The sequence below is a fragment of the Phyllobacterium sp. T2-21 genome, from assembly GCF_055378485.1.
The window spans coordinates 3,287,083-3,301,125 of sequence record NZ_AP027912.1 but is presented as its reverse complement, the minus strand read 5'-3'; the positions used below and the strand labels follow the sequence as shown (position 1 = coordinate 3,301,125).

The 14,043-nt window shown below is 62.0% G+C and carries 14 protein-coding genes; 11 read left to right on the top strand and 3 right to left on the bottom strand.

Annotated elements, in window-relative coordinates:
- The first annotated feature begins 63 nt into the window (after positions 1–63).
- Positions 64–795 (top strand): SIMPL domain-containing protein, encoded by a 732-nt coding sequence (locus tag ACZ5FP_RS16430; RefSeq protein ID WP_404928101.1) that lies wholly within the window; start codon positions 64–66, stop codon positions 793–795.
- 70 nt (positions 796–865) lie between these two features.
- On the opposite strand, the gene ACZ5FP_RS16425 is transcribed toward ACZ5FP_RS16430, so the two are convergent.
- A complete protein-coding gene (locus ACZ5FP_RS16425) occupies positions 866–1,537 on the bottom strand; it encodes an HAD family hydrolase (RefSeq protein WP_464661296.1) in 672 nt (223 codons plus the stop codon).
- A gap of 176 nt (positions 1,538–1,713) precedes the next feature.
- Here ACZ5FP_RS16425 and ACZ5FP_RS16420 point away from each other — a divergent pair, with 176 nt between their 5' ends.
- Genes ACZ5FP_RS16420 through ACZ5FP_RS16405 form a run of 4 tightly spaced genes read left to right on the top strand, consistent with a single transcriptional unit; the run spans position 1,714 to position 6,454 of the window.
- Positions 1,714–3,033 (top strand): NAD(P)H-dependent oxidoreductase, encoded by a 1,320-nt coding sequence (locus ACZ5FP_RS16420; RefSeq protein WP_464661295.1) that lies wholly within the window; start codon positions 1,714–1,716, stop codon positions 3,031–3,033.
- Between the two features lie 46 nt (positions 3,034–3,079).
- Positions 3,080–4,105 carry a pyruvate dehydrogenase (acetyl-transferring) E1 component subunit alpha gene (pdhA, locus tag ACZ5FP_RS16415; RefSeq protein ID WP_223612645.1) on the top strand — a complete coding sequence of 342 codons (1,026 nt, stop codon included), beginning with the start codon at positions 3,080–3,082 and terminating at the stop codon, positions 4,103–4,105.
- A 12-nt stretch (positions 4,106–4,117) separates the two neighbouring features.
- On the top strand, positions 4,118–5,116 hold the full coding sequence (locus ACZ5FP_RS16410) for an alpha-ketoacid dehydrogenase subunit beta (RefSeq protein ID WP_463012060.1): 999 nt from the start codon (positions 4,118–4,120) through the stop codon (positions 5,114–5,116).
- Between the two features lie 3 nt (positions 5,117–5,119).
- A complete protein-coding gene (locus ACZ5FP_RS16405; RefSeq protein ID WP_464661294.1) occupies positions 5,120–6,454 on the top strand; it encodes an acetoin dehydrogenase dihydrolipoyllysine-residue acetyltransferase subunit in 1,335 nt (444 codons plus the stop codon).
- Here the strand turns inward: ACZ5FP_RS16405 and ACZ5FP_RS16400 are convergent.
- Positions 6,435–7,085, bottom strand: coding sequence for a hypothetical protein (locus ACZ5FP_RS16400; protein ID WP_288194650.1), 651 nt, complete (start codon positions 7,083–7,085; stop codon positions 6,435–6,437). The two genes, ACZ5FP_RS16405 and ACZ5FP_RS16400, sit on opposite strands and share 20 nt — an antisense overlap.
- Positions 7,086–7,256: 171 nt before the next feature.
- Between ACZ5FP_RS16400 and ACZ5FP_RS16395 the strand changes: the two genes are divergently transcribed.
- The 5 genes from ACZ5FP_RS16395 to ptsP are packed head-to-tail and all read left to right on the top strand — an operon-like array spanning position 7,257 to position 11,973.
- Entirely contained in the window at positions 7,257–7,691 is a 435-nt protein-coding gene (locus ACZ5FP_RS16395) for a transcriptional regulator GutM (protein WP_223612649.1), read from the top strand.
- 55 nt (positions 7,692–7,746) lie between these two features.
- Complete coding sequence (srlA, locus tag ACZ5FP_RS16390; protein WP_223612650.1) at positions 7,747–8,505, top strand: PTS glucitol/sorbitol transporter subunit IIC; 759 nt, start codon at positions 7,747–7,749, stop codon at positions 8,503–8,505.
- Positions 8,506–8,527: 22 nt separating this feature from the next.
- Complete coding sequence (gene srlE / locus ACZ5FP_RS16385) at positions 8,528–9,544, top strand: PTS glucitol/sorbitol transporter subunit IIB (RefSeq protein ID WP_223612651.1); 1,017 nt, start codon at positions 8,528–8,530, stop codon at positions 9,542–9,544.
- A 29-nt stretch (positions 9,545–9,573) separates the two neighbouring features.
- Positions 9,574–9,951: a PTS glucitol/sorbitol transporter subunit IIA gene (locus ACZ5FP_RS16380; RefSeq protein ID WP_464661293.1), complete on the top strand. Its 378-nt coding sequence runs from the start codon at positions 9,574–9,576 to the stop codon at positions 9,949–9,951.
- A gap of 51 nt (positions 9,952–10,002) precedes the next feature.
- A complete protein-coding gene (gene ptsP, locus ACZ5FP_RS16375) occupies positions 10,003–11,973 on the top strand; it encodes a phosphoenolpyruvate--protein phosphotransferase (RefSeq protein ID WP_464661292.1) in 1,971 nt (656 codons plus the stop codon).
- Here the strand turns inward: ptsP and ACZ5FP_RS16370 are convergent.
- The gene (locus ACZ5FP_RS16370; protein ID WP_464661291.1) at positions 11,970–12,731 is read right to left on the bottom strand and encodes a hypothetical protein; all 762 of its coding nucleotides are present in this window, start codon (positions 12,729–12,731) and stop codon (positions 11,970–11,972) included. The two genes, ptsP and ACZ5FP_RS16370, sit on opposite strands and share 4 nt — an antisense overlap.
- 158 nt (positions 12,732–12,889) lie before the next feature.
- On the opposite strand from ACZ5FP_RS16370, the gene ACZ5FP_RS16365 reads away from it, so the two are divergent.
- A complete protein-coding gene (locus ACZ5FP_RS16365; protein WP_464661290.1) occupies positions 12,890–13,918 on the top strand; it encodes a sugar-binding transcriptional regulator in 1,029 nt (342 codons plus the stop codon).
- Positions 13,919–14,043: the final 125 nt, after the last annotated feature.

Sequence of the window (14,043 nt, the reverse complement as noted above, 5' to 3'; positions counted from 1 at the left end):
GCCCTATTGCGCCCATAATCGGCTGCGACGCAGCTGTGTCACTTCATCTTGGGGAGATCATCCATGACACCAAAATTTCTAGCCGTGGCTTTTGCCGCAACCGCAATGATGGCCGTTCCGTTCGCTGCCATGGCAGAGGAAGCTCCGCGCCCGCGCATTACGGTGACCGGGGAAGGCGAAGCCACTGCCGCGCCTGACATGGCTATCGTTTCACTCGTCGTGCTGCAGGAAAAGCCGACCGCACGGGAAGCTTTGACCGCCAACAACGAGACCATGGCCAAGGTTCTCGACGCGATGAAGAAGGCCGGAATCGCCGAGCGCGACCTGCAGACGTCGGGTTTCAATATCGATCCGCGCTATGTCTATCCGGATAACAAGCAGGGCCAGCCGCCGCAGGCACCGAAGATTGTCGGCTATGCCGTCTCCAATTCGCTGTCCGTGCGGGTGCGTGACCTGAAGAAGGTCGGCGAGATTCTCGATCAGTCCGTCACATTGGGCGTCAACCAGGGCGGCAACCTGACATTCACCAATGACAAGCCGGAGGCAATCGTCGAGGAAGCGCGCAAGAAGGCCGTGGCCAATGCCATTGCCAAGGCGAAAACCCTGACGGCGGCGGCCGGCGTTGAAGTCGGCAAGGTTATCGAGATCAGCGAACAGACGTTCCAGCCGCGCCCCTATGGCGGCGCACCGCGCGCCAAGATGATGGCGGCCGAAGCATCTGATTCGGTCCCGGTGGCTGCCGGCGAGAACAGCTACAATGTCACGGTCAATGTGACGTTCGAGCTGAAGAACTAGAATTGGTCTAAGACCAAGCGAAAAGGGTGCCGCAAGGCACCCTTTTTTGTTTGTGCGCGCACGCTGCTGATCAGTCGTTGGCGGCGCGCATCCAGTAGGAAATATCCTTCCACTCGGCGAAGACGGCGCTGGCGCCCTTGTCGAGCAGGGTCTGGGCGTGGGCCGTGTAGGTGTGGCCGCCGCCGGTATAGCCGATGGCCGTCATGCCTGCCGCCACGGCGCCTTCGACACCATAGGGCGAATCCTCGATGACAACGCAGGCCGCCGGTTCGTGGCCCATCTCCTTGGCTGCATGCAGGAACAGGTCCGGGGCGGGCTTGCCGCGCTTGACCATGGACGAGCTGTAGATCGCTTCGCCGAAATATCCGGCAAGGTCTGTGGTTTTCAGGCTGAAGTGAATGCGCTCCAGCGACGATGACGAGGCAACGCAGCGGGGCGTTTCCAAGTCCGCGAGCAGGGCGGCAATGCCGGCGGTCGGCTGCAGAAACTGGCTGAAGACCTGTTTTGTCTCGGGCCACAGCCCGGCTTCGCCCGCGTCGGACAGGTGAAAGCCGGTCAGCTCGCCGATTCGCCGGATGATATCGGCCTGCTTCATGCCGACGCACTGGGCAATGGTGCCTGCTGGCAGATCCATTCCATAGCTGGCATAGACGTTGTGATAGGCCAGTTCCGCCAGCGGCTCGCTGTCCACGAGCACGCCATCGCAATCAAAAACTATCAGACCGAACCTGTTTTGCGGCATTTCCATCTCTCTTCAAAGCCTGCGTTCCATGGGTCGACGCAGTAGTTACGGGATCATCGTTATCATCCTTATAATGCACATAGGTCTTGACTAAAATACAAATGTTCAATATTCGATTGGCAGGATGAGAACGGTTTCCGGCATCGCATCGGAAGTCTTTTGAGGAGCGTTTTGGTATGGCGAGCAATGTGGCATTGACGGGATTGGCGCGGGACATGCAGGCGCGGGCGGATGCGGGCCGTCCGATCCGCATCGGGCTGATCGGCTCGGGCGAGATGGGCACGGACATCGTCACGCGGGTGGCGCATATGCCCGGCGTCGAGATCGGCGCGATTTCCGAACTGAACCTGCCCAATGCACTGAAAGCCGTCGATATCGCCTATCAGGAGCCGGGCCATGCGCAGGAAGTGACCACCGCCTCGGCCCTGACCGCGGCGATGGAGGGCGGCCGGATCGCCGTCACCGACAATGCCGACCTCATCCTCGAAAATGACCTGATCGACGTGGTGATCGATGCGACGGGCGTTCCGGCGGTCGGGGCCGAGATCGGCCTCAGAGCCATGGAGCACGGCAAGCACCTCGTCATGATGAATGTCGAGGCGGATGTGACCATCGGGGCGTATCTGAAAAGCGAGGCGGACCGCCTCGGCGTCACCTATTCGCTGGGGGCGGGCGACGAGCCGTCCTCCTGCATGGAACTGATCGAGTTCGTCTCGGCCATGGGCCATCCGATCGTGGCCGCCGGCAAGGGCAAGAACAATCCGCTCAACATCGACGCCATTCCCGACGATTACGCGGAAGAGGCGGCACGGCGCCACATGAATGTGCGCATGCTGGTGGAATTCGTCGACGGCTCGAAGACCATGGTGGAAATGGCGGCGATCGCCAATGCGACGGGGCTGGTGCCCGACAAGGCGGGCATGCACGGCCCCGCCGCCACGCTGGACCAGCTCAACAAGACGCTGATCCCGCAAAGGGATGGCGGGCTGTTGTCGCGCGTCGGTGTGGTCGACTATTCCATCGGCAAGGGCGTGGCGCCGGGCGTGTTCGTGGTCGCCGACATGTCGCATCCGCGCATTTCGGAGCGGATGGAGGATCTGAAGATGGGCAAGGGCCCGTATTTCACCTTCCACCGGCCCTATCACCTGACCTCGCTGGAAGTGCCGCTGACCTGCGCGCGCGTCGTGCTCTACGGCAAGGCGGACATGGTGCCTTTGGCCAAGCCGGTGGCGGAAGTCTGCGCGGTGGCGAAGAAGGACCTGAAGGTCGGCGACACGCTCGATGCGATCGGCGAATACTGCTACCGCGCCTGGATCATGACGGCGCCGGAGGCACGCGCCGCCGGAGCCATTCCCTGCGGCCTGTTGCAGGGCGGCACGGTGACGGCGCCCATCGCCAAGGGTGCACTCATCACCAGCGCCAATGCCGCCCCCATCCCCGGCTCGAAGATCGTCGAGCTCAGACAGCGGCAGGACAAGCTCGTCTATGGCGCGTGACGTCCGGCAACCAGAATTCAGGGCAAACAGCTAAGGAGTGCCAAGCATGGCTCCCGCCACAAACGCCAAATTCAAGGACGATGGCAGCAATCTTCCTTTCGCGTTCCGGCACTATTCTCCGGAGCAGCTGAAGGAAGCCCTGCGCAAGATGTATCTCATCCGCCGCTTCGAAGAGGGCGCGGAAGAATCCTACACGCGCGGGCTCATCCACGGCACGATGCACCTGTCCATCGGGCAGGAAGCCAGCGCCGTTGGCATATCCATGCCGCTGCACGACAATGACATGATCACCTCGACTCATCGCGGTCACGGCCATTGCATCGCCAAGGGCGCGGAAGTGTCAAAAATGTTTGCCGAGTTCTTCGGCAAGGAAACCGGCTATTGCAAGGGCCGCGGCGGCTCCATGCACATCGCCGATGTGTCCAAGGGCAATCTCGGTGCGAACGGCATTGTCGGCGGCGGCATTCCGATTGCCGTGGGCGCCGCGCTTTCCGCCAAGAAGCAGAAGAACGGCAAGGTCGTCATTTCCTATTTCGGTGACGGCGCCAACAATGAAGGCGCCTTTCACGAGGCGCTGAATATTGCCGCGATCTGGAAACTGCCGGTGGTTTTCGTCTGCGAGAACAATGGCTACGGCATGTCCACCTCGACCAAGCGGTCGACGGCGGTGCCGAACGTGGCGGATCGCGCCGCCGGCTACAACATGCCGGGCGTGATCGTCGACGGCAACAACCTGTCGGATGTCGCCGAGGCTTCCAACGAGGCTGTCGAGCGGGCGCGGCGCGGCGAGGGCCCGACGCTGATCGAGTGCAAGACCTATCGCCATCGCGGCCATTCCAAGAGCGACCGCAACCGCTACCGCACCAAGGAAGAGATCGAGGACTGGATTGCCAACCGCGATCCCATCGACCTGTTCGAGACCCAGCTGAAGGAATTCGGCTTCGTCACCGATGGGGATATCGAAGCCATCCGCGCGGATGTGGAGAAGGAGATCGCCGAGGCGATCGAATTTGCCAGGAACAGCCCATCTCCCGATCTGAACAATCTCACGCGCGACGTGTATACGGACTGAAAGACTTTCCAGATGAATGAGACAATCCGCGAGCTGAGCTATTCGCAGGCTATCCAGGAAGCCATGGCGCTTGCCATGGAGGCCGATGACCGGGTGTTCCTGATGGGCGAGGATATCGGCGTCTATGGCGGCGCCTTCCAGGTCACGGGCGATCTCGTGCACCGCTTCGGCGAGGACCGGGTGATGGACACGCCGATTTCCGAGCTTGGCGGTGCGGGCGTTGCCGTCGGCGCGGCGCTGACCGGCATGCGGCCGATCTTCGAGTTCCAGTTCTCCGACTTTGCGGCGCTGGCCATGGAGCAGATCGTCAACCAGGCGGCCAAAATCCGCTACATGCTGGGCGGTGCCGTTTCGGTGCCGCTGGTCATGCGTTTTCCCGCCGGTTCCGGCACGGGCGCGGCGGCACAGCACAGCCAGAGCCTCGAAGCGTGGCTCGGCCACGTTCCCGGCCTGAAGGTCATCCAGCCGTCCACGCCCTACGATGCCAAGGGTATGCTGCTGGCGGCCATCGAAGATCCGGACCCGGTGATGATCTTCGAGCACAAGCTGCTCTACAAGATGAAGGGGCCGGTGCCCGAAGGCTATTACACCGTGCCGATCGGCAAGGCGGCTGTCGTGCGCGAGGGCACGGACCTGACCATCGTTGCTTCGGCCATCATGGTGCACAAGGCGCTGGAAGCGGCCAGGGAGCTGGAAAAGGAAGGGATCAACGTCGAAGTCGTCGACCTGAGAACCGTCCGGCCGATGGACAAGGACACGATCATTGCCAGCGTCAAGAAGACGTCGAAGCTGATGTGCGTCTATGAGGGTGTGAAAACCCTCGGTGTCGGCGCGGAAGTCAGCGCCATGATCGCCGAAAGCGAGGCCTTCGATTATCTCGACGCGCCGATTGTGCGGCTGGGCGGGGCGGAAACACCGATCCCCTATAATCCGGAGCTGGAAAAGGCCACCGTGCCGCAGGTGCCGGGCATTCTCGCCAGCGCCCGCGATCTCGTGAAAGGGGTGCGATAGCTCATGCCTACCGAAGTCATCCTGCCCAAGGTCGACATGGATATGGAGACCGGCCAGATCTCGCGCTGGTACGCCAAGGAAGGCGACAGCGTTTCCAGGGGCCAGCTGCTGTTCGAAATCGAGACCGACAAGGCCGCCATGGAAGTGGATGCACCGGCCTCCGGCATCCTGCGTGACGTCAAGGCCGCGGAAGGCGCCGTCGTGCCCGTTGGCCAGTGCGTCGCGTGGATTTATGCGGAAGGCGAAACCTATGCCGCGCCGGCAAGCCAGCCGGATGTCGTGGAGACCGCCATCCCCAGCGCGCCGCTGGATGCTGCCATTGCCTCGCCGGTTGCCGCGGTTGCGGAAACCCCGCCCGTTGCAGCGGCTGCCGTAGCGGATGGTGTCCGCGCGACGCCATTGGCGCGGCGGATCGCAAGGGAAAGCGGGATCGACCTCACGTCCGTTGCGGGCTCCGGTCCCAAGGGCCGGATTCAGCGCAGGGACGTCGAAGCCAATGTTCCGCAGGCGCGGCCGGCGGCGGCTCAACCGGCTGTTGCTGTTCCCGTGCAGGCCAGGACCGGTGACGCGCCGCTGCATGCGGTCTGGCTGCGGCAGGGCAATGATGCGGCGCTCGCGCCGCTGGTGCTGATCCACGGCTTCGGTTCCGATCTCAACAGCTGGCGGCCGATGCTGGCCGGCACAACACTGGATAGCCCGATCCTGGCCATTGATCTGCCGGGGCATGGCGAATCACCGCGCGACATTCCGGCTGACATTGATTCCATTGCCGCGCTGGTGGAGCGGACGATTGCCGCCCATCATGCGGGGCCGGTCGTGGTGGCGGCGCATTCCTTCGGCGCGGCGATAGCGGCCAAGGTCGCAGCGCGCGGCAACCTCGATATCCGCGCCCTGACGCTGATCGCGCCAGCCGGGCTCGGTCCTGAGATCAACGGGGCGTTCCTGCAGGGCTTCGTCCGCGCAAGGGCGGAAGCCAGTCTCGTCGCCTGGATGAAACTGCTGGTGCAGGACGAGAGCCTCCTCACCAAATCCTTCGTCAAGGCAACGCTTGCCCAGTCGCAGGACGAAGGGTTGCGCGCGGCGCAAACGCTGGTGGCCGACCGCTTCTTTGCCGATGGCACGCAGGTCTTCGATATCCGCAGAAACCTTGCCGGGTTGGCCATGCCGGTCCGGGTGATTGTCGGCGCGGCAGACCGGATAATTCCGGCAACCCATGCCGCAGGCCTGCCCGGCGAGATCGCCGTCCATGTCTTTGCCGGGACGGGGCACATGCCGCAGCTGGAGCAACGGGAAAAGGTCGTGCGGATCCTGCGGGAAATCAGCCGGTCGGCGGGGTAGTCGCGGTCAGGCGGCTGCCGCCCTTCGACGCGACGAGGGCGCGCTGGATGGCGCTGCGGGCGGATGCCAGGTTGGGCATGACCCAGTTTGGCTCCGCACCGAGGAACTTGTCGAGAAAGGCCACGGCGTAGCCCGGCATTTCCGTGACATTTTCCTTGTAGGACCACCAGGTCCGCAGGTCGTTGGCGCAGCTGGCGATTTGCGGCGCCGTGCCGAATTCCTGTTCGTAGATGGCGGCAATCGTGCCGACGCAGAAGTTGGTGTAGAGAAACCCTTCCGGCCAGAAGGCGATGATATCGGCCATTTCGGTCGCGTCGGCATTGGTCTGCGGCGTATGCCCCTGGACCTTGGCGGGCGCCTCGGTGATGAGTTCCTTCAGCACCAGACCGGCGGCGAAGATGATGAAGTCCTTGCGGTCGATGCGGGCGAAGGATTTCTGCTGCTCGACGGTTTCGATCCAGTTGAGGAAAGCGGCGGTCAGCTTCGTTTCGTCAATGACAAAGCGATAGCCATAATGCTCGGCAATCAGCGCGACATTCTTGCGAAAGGCCATGCGGAACCAGCGCAGCCGCCGCAGGCGGTGGCGCAGGTCGGGCGTATTCACCAGCTCATCGCGAAACAGAAAATCCATGCCGTATCTCTCTGATCAGTTCCATCAATGTCTTACGCTTCAATGCAGAGGAAGCCAAGTTTTCAATGATACAGGAAATCATACATATTGACATTGCAAAAAACAAATGTTCTATATTTTTCCGTTCCGGCATAGCATATGTTTATGACTGGACAATGGGAGGTTGAAGACATGGCGATGTGGCAATGGGGATTGCTTGCCCTTGGAGTTCTCTGGGCTTTGCAGTCGCTGGGCGTCTGGTACCAGATGCGCCATTATGGCGATGTGATGAAGGGTATTACGTCGAAATACAACGACGGATATGTCGGTGCAGGCAATGTGCGCGGACGTTTCGGCAAAGGCGTCATCGCTCTCGTGGTGGTGACGCCGGATCTCGTGGTGCAGCGCTTCCTGGTGATGCGCGGACGTTCGGTTTTCGCGAAGTTTGCGCGGCGGACCGAATTCGAGGGAATCACGCTGAACGCCCTGCGCGCCGATCCGCTCCTATCCGGCGTGGAAGACCCGGCCCTGGCCAAGGCGGCGGAGCGCGCCATCGAGCAGATCGATCGTGCGCGTGCCGAGCCGAAGCGGCCGGGCCTGGCAGGAATCAAGACAGTCAACGCATAGGGGCAAGCCCGGGGGTGGCCGTACCCAAGCAAATGGCCGATAAGGAGGAGGGAACATGTCAATTCTAACAATGTTGGCACAGCACGCCGACGTCACCATGCACCATCTGTCGGTGGCAGGGTCGATGGTCTCGGATGCTGCGCTGCACGGCAAACAGGCTATCCACCACGCGGGCAATGACCTCGTGGTTCTGGCGCAATCCAGCGGCGATATTTCCGTCGAGGAATTCAAGAACAAGCTGCAGAACGTGCAGAAGGAAGAGCAGCTCGGCTGGCTCACCAGCGCCGGTAAATATTTTATCGGTATTTTCCAGAAGGGCGGCGAAGTCTTTGCCGGTTTCGTCACCGGTATCATCCCGACGCTCGTCGTGCTGATGACCGCCTTCTACGCGCTGACCGAACTGGTCGGCGAAGAGCGTGTCCATGGCATCGCGCGCGGCGCGGGCCGTATTGCCCTGACCCGTTACACGGTGCTGCCATTGCTCTCCGTGTTCTTCCTGACCAATCCGATGGCCTATACGTTCGGCTCGTTCCTCGAGGAAAAGCACAAGCCGGCGTTTTATGACGCTGCCGTGTCCTATGTGCATCCGCCGCTCGGCCTGTTCCCGCATATCAATCCCGGCGAGTATTTCGTCTGGGGCGGCATTCTGGTGGCCCTGCTCGAACTGGAAAAGAAGGGTCTTGTTCCCGCCGGTTATCACATCCGGGTGGCGATCTGGTACGCCATTGTCGGTCTCGTGGTCATCCTCCTCAAAGGCATGCTGACCGAGCGCATCACCGCCATCATGGCGCGGCGCCAGGGCATCGAGCTTTAAGTCAGGGGTGGGGAGAAAAACAATGTCGAAGACCTATAAACCAGTCAAAATATCCAAGGGCTCCAACGGTTGGGGCGGCCCGCTGACCATCCAGCTGACACCGCAGCGCAACAAGGTTGTGTCCGTCACGGGCGGCGGGATTCATCCCGTGGCGCGCCGGATCGCCGAACTCACCGGCGGTGAAGCCGTCGATGGCTTCAAGTCGCCGCCGGTCGAAGGCGAAATGGGCGTTGTCGTCGTCGATTGCGGCGGTACCGCACGCTGCGGCGTCTATCCGCGCAAGCGCATTCCAACCGTCAATCTGACGCCTGTCGGCCAGTCCGGCCCGCTGGCCCAGTTCATCACCGAGGACATCTATGTCTCGGGCGTCAAGGAAGCCAATATCGAGCTTGCCGACGGATCGCAGGAAGCCACGGTGGCGGGGGCCGCTGCCACGCCGACACCGGCCGAAATGGCCGCTGCCATGTCCAGCCGCACGGATACGGCATCGGACAACGGCGAAGGCGGCCTGATTGGGCTGATCAGTTCGGTTGGCCGGGTCATGGGCCGCGTCGTCGGCATTTTCTTCAATGCCGGCCGCCGCACGATCGATCAGGTCATCCGCAACGTCCTGCCGTTCATGGCCTTCGTGACCATGCTCATCGGCTTCATCCTCTATACGGGGATCGGCGATGTGCTGGCCCAGCCGATGGGTCCGCTTGCCAACAACATCGTCGGCCTTCTGATCATCTCGGCCATTTGCGGCCTGCCGTTCCTGTCCCCCATCCTGGGACCGGGCGCGGTGATTGCCCAGGTCATCGGCGTGGCCATCATCGGTCCGCAGATCGCCAATGGCACGATTTCGCCGGCAATGGCCCTGCCTGCGCTGTTTGCCTACAACACGCAGGTTGGTTGTGATTTCGTGCCGGTCGGACTGGCGCTGGGTGAAGCCAAGCCCAAGACGATCGAGATCGGTGTCCCGGCGGTTCTGATCAGCCGCCAGATCATGGGTCCCGTCTCGGTGCTGATCGCCTGGGTTGTCAGCCTGATCGTATTCTAAACCCGATTAACAAGAAGAGGTTCGCCATCATGTCAGTTCTTTTGAAAACACGGGTAACAGCCGTGGGTCCCGAGGTGGCGGACCTCGCAGAGGGAGGCGTTGTCATCCTGTTTGCCGATGGCGCGCCGCCGGAACTTGCCGAGGTTTCGATCCTGCATCTGGTCGACGGCACGCCGTCGGAAGCAACGCCGCCGGTCGGTTCGGTGATCCGCATCGGCGATCTCTCCGCCAAGATAACCGGCATCGGCGACTATGCCTGGCAGAAAGTCCGGGACATCGGCCATGTTGTCATCACATTCAACGGGTCCGATCATGTTGACCGTCCCGGTGAAATCTGTGCATCGGAAGTGGATACCGGCGAACTGGTTTCAACCCTCAAGGTGGGTGCGACCATCACCATCGGATAGGGTTCAGGACTGACAGGCCGAAACAGAACGAAATACCAAAGAGAGTAAAGCATGGAACGCTCGACGATTGTGCGGGTGCATGACGGATTGCATGCGCGGCCAGCCACCCGGTTTGTCAAACTCGCCAAGAGTTTCGAATCGGATATCGAGCTGGTCAAGGATGACAGGTCGGTCAGCGCCAAGAGTTCAGTCAAACTCATGCTGCTTGGCGTCAAGGAAAACGAGGAAATCACCGTCCGCGCAACCGGTGCCGATGCCATCGAAGCCATCGAGGCGCTGATCGGCTACCTGGAAAACCCGCATGCGGGGATCGAAGATGACGGCGCGGTCCAGCCGCCGAAGCCGGATGCCGGGAAGCCCGCCGCGAACAGGCCTGCGCATGGTCCTGCCGCCGATGGTGCCCTGCGCGGTGTCGCTGCAAGCGAAGGCGTGGCCGTCGGCCCCGTCTACGGGTTTTTTCCCGCAGAGATCAAGCATGAGAACCGCCCGCTGGCAGCCAACGCCATCGCCGACGAGGTTTTGCGGCTGAAGCAGGCCATTGCCACCGTGCAGAAGCGCATGGACGCCTCGCTCTCGGAAGCCGGATTGGCGGACAGTGACCGCGGTATTGTCGCGGCGCTGAAGGATATCGCCAATGACGACGAACTGACCGGCGGGGCGATTGCCATTGTCGAAGGCGGTATTGACGCGGTTTCGGCGGTGATCGGCGCGACATCGAAGATTGCCTCCGATTTCGCCACCATGGACGATCCCTATCTCAACGCCCGCGCCGACGATGTGAATGCGGTCGGGCGGCAGATATGCCTGGCCCTTTTGGGGCAGGAAGACGTTAACCTTGATACCATCGCCGAGGGTTCAATCCTGGTTGCCGAGGATATCGGCGCCTGGGATCTTGCCCGCGCGCCGTTGAAGCGCATCGCCGGGGTGATCTGCGGCCATGGCGGTGCCACCTCGCATGTCGCCATCATCGCCCGTGCCCATGGCATTCCCGCCGTGCTTGGCCTTGGCCGCGCCGTGCTCGATTTGAAGGATGCCAGGACCGTTGCGCTCGACGGCGACAGCGGCGCGGTTTTCGCCGATCCGGATACGGCCGTTGCCGATCGTTTTCAGGCGGCCATTGCCAAGGCGGAAGCGGAAAAGCGCGCGCTGACCGCCTATAAGGACGTTACGCCCCGGCGCGCCGACGGCACGGTCATCGACATTGCCGCCAATATCGGTTCGCTCGAGGAAATCGATGCGGCGAAGGAAGCGGGCGCCATGGGCGTCGGCCTGTTCCGCACCGAACTCCTGTTCATGCGGCATATCCACCTGCCGTCGGAAGATCTGCAGGCGGAAACCTATTCCAGCCTCGCCAAGGCCTTTGCGCCGCACACGGTGATCGTGCGGACGCTCGACATCGGCGGCGACAAGCCGATCGCCGGGGTTGACTTTCCAGATGAGGAAAACCCGTTCCTCGGCTGGCGCGGCATCCGCATGTGCCTGGACCGGCCGGATATCTTCAAGCCGCAATTGCGGGCGCTGCTGCGCGCCGCCGTCCACGGCAACATCAAGGTGATGCTGCCGATGATCTCGGGTGTCGGCGAGGTGCAGGCAACGAAGGCGCTGATCGAGGAGTGCGCCGGGGAACTGGCGGCCGCTGGCATGCCATTTGCGCATTTCGATCTCGGTGTGATGATCGAGACACCGGCCGCCGTGCTGATTGCCCCGGCACTGGCCAGGGAAGTCGCGTTCTTTTCCATCGGCACCAACGACCTGACGCAGTACATCATGGCCGCCGACCGGCTCAACCCGACGGTGGCCAAGCTCAATGACGTAACTCATCCCGCCGTCATGGCCGCCATTGAACTGACGGCAAAGGCCGGGGTCGATGCGGGCATCATGGTCGGGATGTGCGGTGAAGCCGCCGGACGCCCGGACCTGATCCCGGCTTTCATCGCCATGGGGCTGACCGAGCTGAGCATGAGCCCGTCATCGATCCAGCGCGCCAAGAAGTGCGTTCTGGACGGCTCTAAAAACGCTTAAGGTAGGACCGGAATCAGGAAAGCGAAAAGACCGGACAGCTCATCCGTCCGGGTTTTGCCCTGCGTGGCCTCGATGAGGCTTGTGTGGCGGGCTTTCAGTGCCAGCAGCGCACTTTCCACCAGTTTTTCGTCGCCCGGCTCTTCATTGTCGCTGTAGCTGGCAAGGCCGATGGCAAGCGCAATGGCGGAGAAGCACAGGAACCGGGTCGCCATGTCCGGGCCGTTGTCACCAGGCATATGCGGCGGCAGCGGCTGGGCCTGGTGGCTGGACTGCAGTTCAAAGGTCAGGACCGCGCAGGCGTCCGATATCTCGGTCAAGCCGTTCGTGCGGGTTGCCGCCTTGATGCGGTCGGCATGCCGGCGAATCATGATCGCATGGACGGAGGCAAAGGTCGCCTCGTGAACCACCGGGTTTTCACTGCCGAGAACGGTAAAGATACGTTTCGCCAGATAATAGACATCGCGGCGGAACAAGGCTTCGCCCTTGGCGCTGTCGGCGGGAAAATAGGCATGCAGGCTGCGCGCCTCGATGGTGGCCGAATGGGCCTTCGGGTCCTGCGACACCAGCGAAATCGAGATTTTTTCGGCCACGGTCAGCGCCTTGTCGACGACGCGGGCGGCATGACCCAGCAAAGCTTCCGGACCTTCAGGGGCGGCCGTCCTGATCTTGTCGCTGCGGCTGGCCCGGATCATGTGCCGGACATCGCGCAACCGGTCCTTGAGGCCGACGACGATCTCGTTTGAAATATCCCTGATCATGTGGCAGACCTCGACTTGCAAAGTGGATAATGCTTTGTATCTGCTTTTGGTGACTTGCTAAACAATATTCTGCCGGAGTGTACTGTGCACGGCGTTGTTTTGTCAGCACACAAATCTGGCACCGGCAGGAAACGGATACGAGCAATAGGGGGTGTAAAGTGACCGATCGACGCAAGCGGGCGACTAGCGCGCCGAACACTCCGAAAAAGGCACCCCTGGATATCGGGCAGCCCGATACGAAAATCAGCCGCATGCGCATGCGCGCCGCCTGGATGTATTACATCGAGCAGATGACCCAGAACGAGATTGCCGAAGTGCTCGGCGTCGGCCGCGTGACCATCGTGCGCATGCTGGCCGAGGCGCGCGCCCGCAACGAGGTCAAGATCGGCATCCAGGGCTATCTGTCGGACCTGATTGCGCTGGAACGGCAGGTCGAACAGCGGTTCGGGCTGGAGAAGGTGATCATCGCCCCGTTGTCGCAGGCCGACAACGATCCGATACCGGCCATCAGTGCCGCCACCGGCGATTATCTCTCGGGCGTGGTGGCCAACGGCATGCGCATCGGCGTCGGCTGGGGGCGTACCCTGCTCAGCACGCTGTCCTATCTGGAAGCGCGCGCGCTTGACGATTTTACCGTGATTTCGCTGCTTGGCGGCATCAGCCAGCCGCGCCGCTTCAACCCGGCGGAATTCGCCTGGCAGTTCGCCCAGCTGTTTCAGGGCAACGGCTATCTCATTCCGGCCCCGGCGCTGGTGGACAGCGTCGAGACCCGAACGGCGCTGATCGAGCGCTGCGGCCTGAAGAGCGTGTTCGAGATGGCCGAGGATCTCGACCTCGTGCTGCTCAGCGTCGGCGCCATCGAAACGGCATCCAGCACGCCTTACCGCATCGGCTTCCTCAATGAGGAACACCAGTCATCCCTGGCCGAACGCGGCGCGGTCGGCGATATCCTGTTCCACTTCTACGACCAGCAGGGGCGCCTCGTCGATCACCCGATTCATGATCTCGTCATGTCGGTGGGCATCGAGACCCTGCAGAAGGTTCCGGTGCGCGTTTTGACATCCGGCGGCAAGGAAAAGATCAACGCCCTGCTTGGCGCGATGAAACTGATCCGCCCGACGGTTTTCATCACCGACGAGGAAAGCGCGCGCCAGCTGCTGGTGCTGGCCGGGCAGGAACAGCGCTGACCCGTCCGCGCCGTGCCGATGTGCCCGCGCAAGCGCATGAAAATCCACAGGAGTTGTGGATTTTCAGCCCGAAATTGCCCTATCGGGCGATGAGATCAAATCGGGCATTGCATTCGTGATTTTTC

What these genes read in the sequence shown, in the direction of transcription:
- ACZ5FP_RS16425 (WP_464661296.1), bottom strand. Translation starts at nt 1,537, where the DNA reads ATGCCGCAAAACAGGTTCGGTCTGATAGTTTTTGATTGCGATGGCGTG.
- ptsP (WP_464661292.1), top strand. Translation starts at nt 10,003, where the DNA reads ATGGAACGCTCGACGATTGTGCGGGTGCATGACGGATTGCATGCGCGG.
- srlE (WP_223612651.1), top strand. Translation starts at nt 8,528, where the DNA reads ATGTCGAAGACCTATAAACCAGTCAAAATATCCAAGGGCTCCAACGGT.
- ACZ5FP_RS16420 (WP_464661295.1), top strand. Translation starts at nt 1,714, where the DNA reads ATGGCGAGCAATGTGGCATTGACGGGATTGGCGCGGGACATGCAGGCG.
- ACZ5FP_RS16395 (WP_223612649.1), top strand. Translation starts at nt 7,257, where the DNA reads ATGGCGATGTGGCAATGGGGATTGCTTGCCCTTGGAGTTCTCTGGGCT.
- ACZ5FP_RS16370 (WP_464661291.1), bottom strand. Translation starts at nt 12,731, where the DNA reads ATGATCAGGGATATTTCAAACGAGATCGTCGTCGGCCTCAAGGACCGG.
- ACZ5FP_RS16380 (WP_464661293.1), top strand. Translation starts at nt 9,574, where the DNA reads ATGTCAGTTCTTTTGAAAACACGGGTAACAGCCGTGGGTCCCGAGGTG.
- ACZ5FP_RS16400 (WP_288194650.1), bottom strand. Translation starts at nt 7,085, where the DNA reads ATGGATTTTCTGTTTCGCGATGAGCTGGTGAATACGCCCGACCTGCGC.
- ACZ5FP_RS16410 (WP_463012060.1), top strand. Translation starts at nt 4,118, where the DNA reads ATGAATGAGACAATCCGCGAGCTGAGCTATTCGCAGGCTATCCAGGAA.
- ACZ5FP_RS16430 (WP_404928101.1), top strand. Translation starts at nt 64, where the DNA reads ATGACACCAAAATTTCTAGCCGTGGCTTTTGCCGCAACCGCAATGATG.
- pdhA (WP_223612645.1), top strand. Translation starts at nt 3,080, where the DNA reads ATGGCTCCCGCCACAAACGCCAAATTCAAGGACGATGGCAGCAATCTT.
- ACZ5FP_RS16405 (WP_464661294.1), top strand. Translation starts at nt 5,120, where the DNA reads ATGCCTACCGAAGTCATCCTGCCCAAGGTCGACATGGATATGGAGACC.
- srlA (WP_223612650.1), top strand. Translation starts at nt 7,747, where the DNA reads ATGTCAATTCTAACAATGTTGGCACAGCACGCCGACGTCACCATGCAC.